At 70.2% G+C, this 12,330-nt stretch carries 12 protein-coding genes; 4 read left to right on the plus strand and 8 right to left on the minus strand.

Annotated features, from left to right (window positions below; translation table 11 throughout):
* Positions 1 to 61: 61 nt before the first annotated feature.
* Both BMW88_RS36290 and BMW88_RS36295 read right to left on the minus strand, forming a co-directional pair.
* On the minus strand, positions 62 to 463 hold the full coding sequence (locus BMW88_RS36290; protein ID WP_089960180.1) for an SsgA family sporulation/cell division regulator: 402 nt from the start codon (positions 461 to 463) through the stop codon (positions 62 to 64).
* A gap of 327 nt (positions 464 to 790) precedes the next feature.
* On the minus strand, positions 791 to 1,732 hold the full coding sequence (locus BMW88_RS36295) for a pirin family protein (RefSeq protein WP_089960389.1): 942 nt from the start codon (positions 1,730 to 1,732) through the stop codon (positions 791 to 793).
* Between the two features lie 32 nt (positions 1,733 to 1,764).
* On the opposite strand from BMW88_RS36295, the gene zapE reads away from it, so the two are divergent.
* The 4 genes from zapE to BMW88_RS36315 all read left to right on the plus strand — a co-directional run bounded on the left by zapE (position 1,765) and on the right by BMW88_RS36315 (position 5,770).
* A complete protein-coding gene (gene zapE / locus BMW88_RS36300; protein WP_218148349.1) occupies positions 1,765 to 2,733 on the plus strand; it encodes a cell division protein ZapE in 969 nt (322 codons plus the stop codon).
* 59 nt (positions 2,734 to 2,792) lie between these two features.
* Positions 2,793 to 3,575, plus strand: a complete 783-nt coding sequence (locus BMW88_RS36305) for an ion transporter (protein ID WP_089960396.1) — start codon at positions 2,793 to 2,795, stop codon at positions 3,573 to 3,575.
* 258 nt (positions 3,576 to 3,833) lie between these two features.
* On the plus strand, positions 3,834 to 4,688 hold the full coding sequence (locus BMW88_RS36310; protein WP_089960183.1) for a geranyl diphosphate 2-C-methyltransferase: 855 nt from the start codon (positions 3,834 to 3,836) through the stop codon (positions 4,686 to 4,688).
* Between the two features lie 17 nt (positions 4,689 to 4,705).
* Positions 4,706 to 5,770, plus strand: coding sequence for a family 2 encapsulin nanocompartment cargo protein terpene cyclase (locus BMW88_RS36315; RefSeq protein ID WP_245778301.1), 1,065 nt, complete (start codon positions 4,706 to 4,708; stop codon positions 5,768 to 5,770).
* On the opposite strand, the gene BMW88_RS36320 is transcribed toward BMW88_RS36315, so the two are convergent.
* The 6 genes from BMW88_RS36320 to BMW88_RS36345 are packed head-to-tail and all read right to left on the minus strand — an operon-like array spanning position 5,761 to position 12,198.
* A complete protein-coding gene (locus BMW88_RS36320; RefSeq protein ID WP_089960188.1) occupies positions 5,761 to 6,651 on the minus strand; it encodes an alpha/beta hydrolase in 891 nt (296 codons plus the stop codon). The two genes, BMW88_RS36315 and BMW88_RS36320, sit on opposite strands and share 10 nt — an antisense overlap.
* Entirely contained in the window at positions 6,648 to 7,466 is an 819-nt protein-coding gene (locus tag BMW88_RS36325; protein ID WP_089960190.1) for a carbohydrate ABC transporter permease, read from the minus strand. Before BMW88_RS36325 ends, BMW88_RS36320 begins: the two co-directional genes overlap by 4 nt.
* The gene (locus BMW88_RS36330; protein WP_245778302.1) at positions 7,456 to 8,343 is read right to left on the minus strand and encodes a carbohydrate ABC transporter permease; all 888 of its coding nucleotides are present in this window, start codon (positions 8,341 to 8,343) and stop codon (positions 7,456 to 7,458) included. Before BMW88_RS36330 ends, BMW88_RS36325 begins: the two co-directional genes overlap by 11 nt.
* Positions 8,340 to 9,533, minus strand: a complete 1,194-nt coding sequence (locus BMW88_RS36335) for an ABC transporter substrate-binding protein (protein WP_089960195.1) — start codon at positions 9,531 to 9,533, stop codon at positions 8,340 to 8,342. The genes BMW88_RS36330 and BMW88_RS36335 overlap by 4 nt, the downstream gene beginning before the upstream one ends.
* Positions 9,534 to 9,548: 15 nt before the next feature.
* Complete coding sequence (locus BMW88_RS36340) at positions 9,549 to 11,144, minus strand: FAD-dependent oxidoreductase (RefSeq protein WP_281249500.1); 1,596 nt, start codon at positions 11,142 to 11,144, stop codon at positions 9,549 to 9,551.
* A gap of 58 nt (positions 11,145 to 11,202) precedes the next feature.
* A complete protein-coding gene (locus BMW88_RS36345; protein WP_089960198.1) occupies positions 11,203 to 12,198 on the minus strand; it encodes a LacI family DNA-binding transcriptional regulator in 996 nt (331 codons plus the stop codon).
* Positions 12,199 to 12,330 lie beyond the last annotated feature (132 nt).

Consider the following 12,330-nt stretch of genomic DNA (forward strand, 5'->3'; position numbering starts at 1 on the left):
CTCGAACGTATGACTTGTTCGCACTCCATGAACGGGCACGTTCGGGTGAAGCCGCTCTGAGTCAGTCGAGGAGCTTGCGCAGCTCGGCGTCGAAGTCGACGTAGTCGCTCTCGCAGCCGGGGGCGACCACGTCGTAGGTGGAGTTCAGGAACTCCTGCAGCTCCGAGGAGCGCACGTGGAAGACGGCGTGCGAGACGTCGGACTGCAGCTCCAGCACGGCCGTAGTCGAGTTGTGCGGGCGCAGCCGCACGTCGCCCGTGCCGCTCGTGGTGATCAGGCCGTCGGCGAGCAGGTCGCGGCTGACGAGCCACACGGTCTCCTGGCTGCCCATGCGGAACGTCATGGTCACCGCGTGCGGGTCGTCGGCGCGGTAGCCCAGCTCGACGTCGACGGGCATGGGACGCCCGGACGGCGCGATGAACGCAAAAACGGACTCGGCGCCCACTCGTGTCACGTTCTTCATGCCCCCTTAGACGCGTGGCAACCTCCGTGGATGCCTCGATCAGGAAATGCGATCGGACCGTGATTTTCAATGGGCCCGAAGTATGACTTCCGGCATCCAGGCGTAACTTCCGCTTGAGATTTGCGTCACTGAATCCGCTGACCTGCGTGTTTGTTCAGGCTCTGTCTCGTTACGGACAGCTTCGAAAAGTGATGAATCGGACAGAGTGGCCCTCTTGGTCCTCTTCCGGCCGCCATTCGGCGTAGTCCTGAGGCGCTTTGTGTAGTGGATTGAGCACAGCCAGTGATGCGAATTGTGCCGGTGTCGAATTCGACTGCCCGGACGTCGTCAGGCCGGGTTGCCACGCGGACGCAACCTGCCGCCGGGCAGGGGCGGCGCGGGCAAGCGGCCGCCGTCGTAGCCCTCCACCCGGCCGAACCTGTCGGTCCCGGCCTGCCACTCGTCCCGGTAGGCCGCGATCTCCTCGTGCGTGCGCCCCACGAAGTTCCACCACATCACGATCTCCTCGCCGAACGGCTCGCCGCCGAGCAGCACGACCCTCGCGCCCTCGCGGGTCGCGAGCGCCAGCTCCGGGCGGCCGGTGCCGGCGTAGCCCAGCTCGCCGGGGGCCAGCGCGGTCCCGCCGACGGTGACGTCGCCGGTGTCGAGCAGGACGCCGTGCTCGAACGACTCGGACACGGCCAGGGTCAGCTCCGTGCCGGCGGGCAGGACGACCTCCGCGCCGAGCACGGGCGTGAACGTGGCCACCGGCGAGGCCGAGCCGGCCAGCGAGCCGAGGAAGACGCGCACCGAGGCACCGTTCACCTCGACCGCCGCGGGGACGTGGTGCTGGAAGTCGCGCGGGGCGTCGCGGTGGGCGTCGGGCAGGGCCAGCCAGAGCTGCACGCCGTGCAGCACGGCCGAGGCCGCGGTGGACACCTCTGAGTGGGCGATGCCGCGGCCGCCGGTCATCAGGTTGAGCTCGCCGGGGCGCACGTGCGCGTGGACGCCGTGGCTGTCGCGGTGCTCGATCTCGCCGGTGAAGAGCCAGCTCACGGTCTGCAGGCCGGTGTGCGGGTGCGGGGCCACGTCCATGCTCACGTCATCGGGGCCGTAGTGGTCGCAGAAGCACCAGGCGCCGATCAGCGAGCGCTGCTTCTGGGGCAGCGTGCGGCGCACCCGCATCGCGCGCGGGCCGCCCAGGGGCACGTCCCGCGGGGGCAGGACCTCCACGCCGCCGGGGGAGGAGGCGCACGTCACTTCGGCGGGCTCGGTCTCGACATTGCTCACGGGCACGATCGTAAGCTGGGGCGGGGGGAACAGTGGATCTTCACGCCAGGCTGCTCGACCGGGTGTCCGGCACGGGCTACGAGCTGGACGACGCCCAGCTCGCTGCCGTCGCGCGGCTGGCGGAGCTGGGACAGCGGCGCCGCGGGGTCTACCTGCACGGGCCGGTCGGGCGGGGGAAGAGCTTCCTCGCGGACGCGCTCTTCGACGTCCTGCCGGTGCGGACCAAGCGGCGGGTGCACTTCCACGCGTTCTTCCAGGAGCTGCACGAGCGGATCTCGCAGCGGCTGCACCGGCGCGGCGCGGTCGCGAAGGCCGTGCGGGAGCTGCTCGGACGGGCCGAGGTGCTCGCGTTCGACGAGTTCCACCTGCACGACGTCGGCGACGCGATGCTGATGACCCGGCTGCTGGAGGAGCTCCGACAGCGGGAGGTGATGATCATCGCGACCTCCAACTACCCGCCGGACGGGCTGCTGCCCGACCCGCTCTACCACCACCTCTTCCTGCCGGGCATCGCGCTGGTCGAGCAGCTCATGGACACCGTCGAGCTCACCGGTGACGTCGACTACCGGCTCGTGCGCGGCCGCGCGAGGTCGCGGTTCGAGACCGGTGAGGTCCGCGCGCACGCCGAGGCACCGGGCGAGCCCGTGGTGCTCGACGTGGGCGGGCGGGCGATCACCGCGCTCGGAGTCGCGGGCGGCCAGGTCTGGTTCGACTTCGGCGACCTGTGCGCGACACCCACCTCGACGCGGGACTACCTGGCGCTCGCCGGCCGCTTCCGCGACTGGGTGATCATGAACGTGCCGCGGCTGCGGACCGCCGACCGCGAGGCGCGGCAACGGTTCGCGAACGTCGTGGACGTCCTGGTCGACGCGGACGTGCGGCTGACGCTGGTGAGCGACCACCCGCTGCGCGAGATCATCGGCGGTGAGATCGTCGGCGGTGAGCTCCGCGACCTCGCCCGCACCGCCAGCCGGCTGGAGCTGATCAACACGACCGGGTGAACAGTTGGACCACCTCCACGGCCGATAGCTTGCACAACCCCTGTGCCAGGAGAGTGAAGATGCTGCGCGCCCGCGTGGGCTCGGTTGTGGAGAGCAACCGGTTCCAGATGTTCATCCTCGGCGTGATCGTGGTCAACGCGATCACGCTCGGTGCCGAGACGTCGACGGTCCTGCACGCGGGGTTCGGTCCCGTGCTGGCGGCGATCGACCACGTCGCGCTCGCGATCTTCGCGGTGGAGCTGGCCGCGCGGCTCTACGCGTCCGGCCGGAGGTTCTTCCGCGACCCGTGGAACGTCTTCGACCTCGTGGTCGTCGCCGTCGCGCTCATCCCGGCCGCGGGCCCGCTGGCGGTGCTGCGCAGCCTCCGGATCCTGCGCGCGCTGCGGCTCGTCGCGATGGTGCCGAGCATGCGCCGCGTCGTCACCGCGCTGGTGCGGTCGATCCCCGGGCTGGTCTCGCTGTCGGGCTTGCTGGTGCTGCTCGTCTACGTCGGCGGCGTGATCGCGAGCAACCTGTTCGGCGACACCGGCGACCCGCGCTTCTCCGGCCTGGGACCGACCCTGCTGACGCTGTTCCAGATCACCACCGGCGACGGCTGGTCCGACGTGATGCGCGACCTGATGGACGAGAAGCCGTTCGCCTGGGTCTTCTTCCTGATCTACTTGCTGGTCGGGTCGTTCACGATGCTCAACCTGTTCATCGCGGTGGTGTGCAGCGCGATGCAGGAGGAGATCACGCTGCCCGCCCAGCGCTCCGGCTCCCACGACGACCTGTTGCTGCGGGAGGTCATGGCGTTGCGGGACGAGGTGCGGGCACTGAGGTCCGCCGCCGTCGAGAGGTAGTGCCGGAGCCGTCGTCACGACTTGGCCGTTGAGGTGGACCGCGGCCGTCCCCGATCATCCGGTCGGGCGCGGAAAACCCACGAAAGAGGTGACGCGGACCCGGTCGCGCGCACTAAGGCGTGCAACCGGGAGCATCTCCCGGGGTACCCGTTCGTGACCGAACCAAGCCTGAACGGTGGATCGCCGATTGGGCCGAATGCTGCAAAGGTCAATGCTGTTCGGCAGCGAGCATCACCACGAACAGGAGCCACTCAGGTCATGGCGAGCCCCACTGTGAAGCCGGTTCTGCGCACCGACTACCAGCGTTCCGTCGCGGACTACTGGAACAGGGAGAAGGACCCGGTCAACATCAAGCTCGGTGAGGTGGACGGGCTCTACCACCACCACTACGGGCTCGGGCAGTACGACCCGGCGGTGCTGGAGGCCCCCGCCGAGGTGCGCGACAAGGCGATCATCGCCGAGATGCACCGGCTGGAGACGGCACAGGCGGAGGTGCTGCTCGACGCGTTCGGCACCGTGCCCGCGGGCGGTCATCTGATGGACGGCGGTTCCGGCCGCGGCGGCACGAGCTTCATGGCCAACGCGCGGTTCGGCGTCCAGGTCGACGGCGTCAGCATCTCCGAGCAGCAGGTGGCGTTCGCCAACGAGCAGGCCAGGGAGCGCGGTGTCGCGGACCAGGTCCGGTTCCACTTCAAGAACATGCTCGACACCGGCTTCGAGACGGGCTCGTTCACCGGCATCTGGACCAACGAGACCACGATGTACGTGGACCTCCAGCAGCTCTACGGCGAGTTCGCGCGGCTGATCGCGCCCGGTGGCCGGTACGTCTGCATCACCGGGTGCTACAACGACCTGACGGGCGGCCGTTCGCGCGCGGTGAGCCAGATCGACCAGCACTACATCTGCAACATCCACCCGCGCAGCGCGTACTTCAAGGCGCTGGCGGACAACGGGTTCGTGCCGATCAGCGTCATCGACCTCACGCCGGACACCATCCCGTACTGGGAGCTGCGGGCGAAGTCGTCGGTCGCGACCGGCATCGAGGACCCGTTCCTGACGGCGTACAAGGAAGGCAGCTTCCACTACCTGCTGATCGCGGCCGACAGGATCTGATGGAGATCGTGGCTGACATGAGAGGCCTCCTCTCCGGGCCGTCCGGGCTGGGCACCTCCGCTGCCCGGCTCGGGCGGCCCGAGGCCGTCACGGCGCCGCCGGAACCCGGCTACGCGGAACGCCCGTGGGGCGACGGCACGGCGCCGCCGTTGTACGTGCCGGTGGTCGAGCGGGAGGACGCCCTGCTGGCCGCCGCCGTGGACGAGCGCCTGGTCACCTGGGCGGGCGAGTGCGGGTTCGCGGAGCCGGAGCGGTTCCTGGGCGGCATGTTCGGCCGGCTCGCCGTGCTGACCCACGTGGACACCGACGACGTCGAGCAGCTGCTGATCGCCGCGAAGCTCAACGCGGCGTGGTGGGCGGCCGACGACCTCTACGCCGACAGCACCGAGATGGGTGCCGTCCCGGCCGAGCTCCCGCCCCGCCTGGCACTGGCGATGGCCGCGATGGACCCGGTCGCACCCGCCGCCGAGTTCACCGTCGAGCTGGAGGAGGCGCTGGCCGCCGACCCGGTGCTCGTCGGCCTGCGGTCGGGCATGGCGCACCTCTCGTCGCGCAGCACGCCGACCGTCGTGCAACGGGTCTGCTACTCGACGTTCGCGATGTTCGTGTCCTGGTCGGCTTACGCGGCGTGGCGGCACACCGGTGACTACCCGCCGGCGTGGCAGTACCTCGCGACCCGGCAGCACGACACCTTCTACACGTCGATGACGCTGATCGACGCCGTCGGCGGCTACGAGCTGCCCGCGCCGCTGTACTACGACCCGCGCGTGCGGCAGCTGCTCACGGCGGCGGGCACGGCCTCGGTGATCGTGAACGACCTGGTGTCGGTGGAGAAGGACGCCGCCGACGAGAAGCCGGTCTGCAACATGGTGCTGCAGATCGCGGCCGACCGGAGGTGCTCGATCGCCGAGGCCACCGAGCGGACCGTGGAGCTGCACAACCAGCTGGTCCGCGACTTCGAGGCGGGGCACCGCCAGCTGCTCGCGATCCCGTCGCTGGAGCTGCACCGCTTCCTGAAGGGCACGAGGGCCTGGATGGGCGGCGGCTTCGAGTGGCACACCACGCACCCCCGCTACCGGTAGAGCACGCGCCCGAGCCACGCCATCCGCGCGGCTCGGGCGCGCTTCGACAGCGCCGCCTCCGGCACGAGCTGGTCGAACCCGTGGCAGCCACCAGGCCACACGTGCAGCTCGGCGTCCCCGCCCACGCGCCACGTCCGGACCGCGTAGTCGACGGCCTCGTCGCGGAACAGGTCCGCGGAGCCCACGTCCACGTAAGCCGGTGGCAGACCGGAGAGATCGGTTGCTCGAGCGGGTGCGGCGTACGGTGAGACGTCCGGCCCGCCTCGCGCGTCACCGAGCAACGCCGTCCACCCGGTGATGTTCGACGCACGCACCCACGTGTTGCCGTCGGGGAACTCGTGGCTGGACGGGGTGTCACACCGGTCGTCGAGCATCGGGCACATCAGCAGCTGACCGCGCACGGCCGGTCCGCCGAGGTCGCGGGCCATCAGCGTCACCGCCGCCGCCAGCCCGCCGCCTGCCGAGGTGCCCGCGACGACGGGGGAGCCGAAACCGTTGCGCGCCATCCACTCCAGGACGGTGAAGCAGTCGCGCACCGGCGCCGGGTGCGGGTGCTCGGGCGCCAGCCGGTACTCCGGCGACACGAGCACGACGCCCAGCTCGGTGACCCACTCCGCGAGCACGTGCAGGTCCGTGCGCCGGGTACCGGCGACCATGCCGCCACCGTGCAGGTGCAGGACCGGGGGACCGGACGCGCCGGCAGGCCGCAGCACGAGCACGGGCACGCCGTCGGCGTCGCTCTCGGCGAACGTCACCGCGCCGCCTCTGGCGAGCTCGGCGTCGGTGACGACCCGGCCGCCCGCGCGGACCACGGCGAGGTTCGAGGGCAGCACGGGCGGCAGGGTGAGGTCGACCGCGGCGGCGATCTCCGGATCGATCACCCCTTCACGCCCGTGTGCGCGAGACCCTCGATGAACTGCCGTTGCGCGAGCACGAACACCACCAGGACCGGCACCGCCGTCATCGTCGCCGCCGCCAGCTGGACGTTCCACATGGGACCACCGTAGATGTCGACGAACTGGGTCAGCGCCTGCGGCAGCGTGTACATGTCCGGGGTGGACAGGTACACGATCGGTTCCAGGTAGAGGTTCCACGAGTGCAGGAACGTGAAGATCGCGACCGCGCCCAGCGCGGGCCTGGCCAGCGGCAGCGCCACCCGGCAGAAGATCCCGGCGCGGCCCAGCCCGTCCATCCGCGCCGCCTCCTCGAGCTCCGGTGGCAGCGCGAGGAAGAACTGGCGCATGATGAAGATCGCCAGCACGCAGGGCGCGCCGAGGACCGGCACGATGATCAACGGCCAGTGCGTGTTGGTCAGCCCGAGCGACTGGAAGAACCGGAACAGCGGCACGATCGTCACCTCGCTCGGGATGAGCAGGCCGGTCAGCACCACCACGAACAGCGCGTTCTGACCGGGGAACCGGATGCGCGCGAACGCGTAGCCCGCCATCGCGGCGACGGCCATCGTGCCGGCCGTGACGATCACCGCGATGTAGAGGCTGTTCCAGTACTGCTGACCGAACGGCTGCATCCGGAACACCTGCGAGTACGTCGAGAACGTCCACTCCGACGGCAGCAGCGACTCGGAGAAGATCTCGCTGATCGGTTTCATCGACGAGGTGACCATCCACCAGGTCGGGAACACGAACGGCACGCACAGCAGGCACAACAACCCGTAGAGCGCGACCTTACGACTCATGCAGCACCCACCTCCGGCGCATCCGCCACTGCAACAGGGTCAGCGCGGCGACGATGACGAACAGCAGCACCGAGATCGTCGCGCCGTAGCCGAAGTGGTGGAACTGGAACGCCTGCTGGTACAGGTAGTAGATCAGCACGGTGGTCGACGTGCCGGGACCGCCCTGCGTGAGCACGGCGATCTGCGCGAACACCTGCAACGAGCCGACGATCGTGATGATCGACGTGAGCAGGATCGTCGGGCTGATCAACGGGATCGTGATGCGTAGGAACCGCGTCCACGGCCCGGCCCCGTCGATCTTCGCCGCCTCGTACAGCGACGCCGGCACCCCTTGCAGCGCCGCGAGGAACAGCACCATGTTGAGACCGGCGTTCTTGACCACCTGGACGACGACCACCGACACCATCGCGGTGGTCTCGCCGCGCAGCCAGTTCGGGCCGTCCGCGCCGAAGAGCCCGAGCAGCCCGTTGACGCTGCCCTCCGGTTGCAGCATGAGCTGCCACACCAGCGTCCACGCCACCAGCGACACCAGCACGGGGGAGAAGAACAACGTGCGGAACAGGGTGGTGCCGCGCAGCTTCTGGTTGAGCAGCACCGCGAGCAACAGGGCCAGCGACAGGTTCAGCACCATCAGGCCGGTGGCGAACCAGGCCGTCGCCACCAGCGACTCACGCAGCTTCTCGTCCGCGAGCAGCCGTTCGTAGTTCTCCGTGCCGATGAACTCGAACGTCCCACCGAGCACGTTCCACTCGTTGAGGCTGTACCAGCCGACCATCCCCAATGGGATCAGCACGAACGCGAGGCTGCCCAGCAGCGCGGGCGCGACGAACAGGTAGCCGACGAGGTTGTCGCGCCTGCGGTACGTCCAGAACGTCACGACCGCTCCAGCAGCGGCTTGATCTTCGCGCACACCCCGTCGAGCACGCTGTCCACGTCGGCGTCCGGCTTCCACATCGGGTCCAGTGCGGCGCGGATCGTCTGGTTCAGCTCCTCCTGGCCCTGGTGGCTCGGCTTCACCACGCCCTTGCCGATGCCGTCGATCACGACCGACTGCAGCGCCTCGGGCTTGATGAGCGGGTTGCTCTTGGCGAGCGTCTCGGCGTTGAGCAGCGAGGAGCGCGCGGGCGGGAAGAACTGCGCGAGCTTGGCCGAGTTGGCCGCGTTGGTGAGGAAGCCGAGGAAGTCCGCGGCCGCCTCGGCGTTCTTGGAGCGCTTCAGCACGCCGACACCCGCCTGGCCGATCACCGCGTAGTCGCCCTTCGGGCCCTTCGGCAGCGGCAGCAGGGTCCAGCCGAACTTCGCGTCCTTCAGCGCTCCCGCGCGGGAGATCTGGCTGACCGCCATCGCGGCGTTGCCCGCGAAGAAGTCCACCGTCGTGCCGGGGCCGGGGATCGCCTTGGCCGTGAAGATCGCCCTGTGGATGAACGCCATCGCGTCCTTCATCTCCCGGCTCGCGAACCCGCACGACCTGCCGTCCTCGCTCCACGCGTTCGCGCCCCAGCCGCGCCAGATCGCGGACAGCACCGCCCAGTTCTGGTACTTGAAGTCCGGCAGCACCAGGTTCTTGCCCGCCGAGGCCGCAACCGCCTGCTCCCAGGTCGACGGTAGCTGTCCGACGAGGTCGGTGTTGACGAACAGCCCGAACGGCGAGGTGGAGAACGGGTAGGCGAACAGCTCGCCGTCCTTCTCCCACAGCTTCGTCGCCGACGGCACCAGCTCGCCGGCCTGTTCGATCTCGGCCTTGATCGGCGCGAGCGCACCGGAGGAGACGAAGTCCGGCGCCGACTCCTCCAGGATCCACGCGAGGTCGGGCGCGTTGCCGCCGGCGATCTGCGTGGTGAGCGTCGTGGTGTAGCCGTCGGCCGGGATCGAGTCGAACTTGATCTCGGTGACGTCCGGGTGCGCCGCCCGGTACTCGGCGGCGATCTCGTTGAGCAGCCCGAGATGCGCCTCGTTGGCGGTCCACACGGTCATGCGCAGCGTTTTCGGGCCGGACTGGGCCGTGGAGCCGCTGCACGCGGTGAGGGCGAGCAGTGCGGCGACGATCAACGCGGTAAGTCTCGACATCGTTGTCTCCCTGCGTCAGTAGCCGGACACGTCCGGCCAGCGGAGCTCGACCCCGTCGCGTTCCAGCCGCTGCTGGAAGTCCGCGAGCAGGCCGGGGGTGTTGCGCACCGCGCGAGGGGTGACTCGGTGCGCCAGGCAGAAGTCCGCGAGCGCGCCCGCGACCTCGCCGACGTTCCACTCGACCGGGTGCAGCCGGTGGGAACCGTTGGTGATGTGGGTGGTGCCGATGTTCTTGCCGGCGGGCAGGAGGTTGTCCACCCGCACGGGGAGCAGCGCGCCCAGCGGGATCTCGAACGGGCAGCTCGCGACGTCGAGGTAGTTGTCACCGCCGGTCGAGGGGTGCAGGTCGATGCGGTACATGCCGACCCCTACGGCGTCGGCGTGCCGCACCGCGCCCTTGTCGCCGCGCACGGCGAGCGACAGGTCCTGCTCGACGATGGTGTACTCGGCCCTGATCCGCCGCGACTCCCGGATGTAGGGCGCCTGGGCGAGGCCGTCCGCGCTGCCGGTGACGTCACCGCGCAGCCGCAGGCCGGGGAAGCCGGTGCCGCCGTCCGGCCGCGGAGCCTCGGTCTGCAACCAGTACAGGACCGACCGCGAGAGCTCGCGTGCCGCCGCGACGTGCGCGCCGGCGTCCGGTACGTCGATCACGGGCGACTCGAAGTAGTCGATCATCGGCCAGTTGACCAGGCAGATGTCGCTGTCGTACGCGCCGTCGACGAAGTTGCGCCGCGCGGCGATGCGCCGGAACGTCCAGAGGTTGCTGTCGCCGGCGCACAGCCGCTGGTCGGAGACGACCGTCAGCGGGTCGTCGTCCGGGTTCGGCGTGAAGGTGCGTTCGGCGGTGGTCAGCGTGCGCGGGTCGGGGGAGCGGAACGACAGCATCCGGTCGCCCCAGTAGGACGGCTGGTAGTTCCGCCAGAAGTCGTACCGGGCCGGCTTGTCGATCGTGTGGTCGCCGTCGACGTGGTCGATCGCGAAGCACACCGACATGGCCTGCATGTTCGCCGGCTGCGCCACCTCGGGCGCACTCGGCTCGCCGGTGTCCAGCGCGGACTCGAAGCCGGTGACGTACTCCACGCCCGCCAGCGGGAGCAGCTCACCGGTCTCGGTCGCGTCGAGTACGTACGGCGCGGACAGCTCGACGTGCTCGCCGCGGTGCTCGACGGTGACCGACACGATCCGGTCGCCGTCGGTGCGCGCGGAGACCGGCCGGCAGGGCTGCAGGACGGTGAGCCTGCCGCTGCCCCGGTACGGCGCCAGCATCTCGTCGATCACGGCGACGGCGACGCGCGGTTCGTGGCAGAGCCGGCTCACGTTGCCCGCACCGGGGTTGAGCTCGCGCCATGCCCGTGCCCGCGCGGTGAGGGGGTAGTGGCGGCGGTAGTAGTCGCGGATGCCGTCGCGCAACGCCCGATAGCTCGCGGTGACGCCGAAGCGCTCGACCCAGCTGTGCTCGTCTGGCGGCACGGCCTGGCTGGTGAGCTGCCCGCCGAGCCAGTCGAACTCCTCGGTGAGCACGACCCGGCGGCCGGCGCGCAGCAGCGCCAGTGCGGCGGCGACCCCGCCGAGCCCGCCGCCGACGATGACGGCGTCTGTGTTGTCCTGCACCAGGTTCCTCCTGATCAACCGAGCGAATCGGGTTCCTCGGGGACGGTGGGCAACGGGCTCAGGCGCGGCCGAGCGTCGTGCCCTCGACGAACTCGCAGGCGAGCAGCTCCTGCGGGGTGGTGCCGTGCTCCAGCACCTCGGTCAGCGCCTGCACCGCGCGCCGGCCCATCTCGCGCCGGGGGATGTGGAACCCGGTGAGCGCCACGTCCTCCTGCGCCGGCCGGGTCGCCGCGCCGAGCGTGAGCACGGAGAGGTCTCCGGGGACCGACAAGCCGCGCTCGCGGGCGGCGAGCACGAGCTCGGCGCCGTCGGAGACCTCCTCGGCGAGCACCGCCGTGACGCCGGAGCCGAGCAGCTGGCCGAGCCCGGCGAACGGCAGGTGCGTGCCCTCGACGCCATGTGCCGCAACGGCTGCCTGAAAACCGCGCAACCGGTCGGCTGAGGACTCCGCGCCCGTTCCGGCGCCGGCGTAGGCGAACCGGCGATGGCCGAGGGCGACCGCGCGGTCCACCAGGTCGCGCACGGCGGCGGGGTAGTCGGCGCCGACGTGCGGCACCGGGCCGCCCGCGTCGTCGCGGCGGCCGATCGAGACGAACGGGACGGCCTCCGCGACGAGCTGGGCGAGGTCGTCGCGGTCGACCGTGCGGCCGAGCAGCACGCACCCGTCGGCGAGCCGGATCCTGCTGTCGTCGTTGAAGATCCGCCGCTTGCCCCCCGCGGCCCTGGCGCTGGTGAACAGCAGCAGGTCGCAGCCGGCCTCCTCGGCCTGCTCCTCGATGCCCTCCAGGAACGGCTGGTAGAAGTCCGCGCGGGTGCTCGGGAACACGGCCTCATAGGTGAACACGCCGAGGATGCGGTTGCGGTGGTCGTGCAGCCTGCGCGCGATCGGGTTGGCGACGTAGCCGGTCCGGCGGATCACCTCCAGCACCCGCGCGCGGGTCTCCGGCGCGATGCGGACGCCCGCGTCCTGCCGGTTGTTGAGCACCAAGGACACCGTGGCCTGGCTGACGCCCGCCATCCGCGCGATGTCCTGCTGGGTGAGCCTCTTGGCCATGAGCACCTGCCAATTCGAATCGGCAGGGAGTCTGCGTCAGCGTCGTGCCTGCCGTCAACCCTGTAATAATTCGAATTAGCATCTTGACGGGCGCTGCCGGGCGAGCGAGGGTGCTCCGCCAAGGAGGTAGGC

The sequence above is a fragment of the Lentzea xinjiangensis genome, from assembly GCF_900110955.1.
Taxonomy (GTDB): Bacteria; Actinomycetota; Actinomycetes; order Mycobacteriales; family Pseudonocardiaceae; genus Lentzea; species Lentzea xinjiangensis.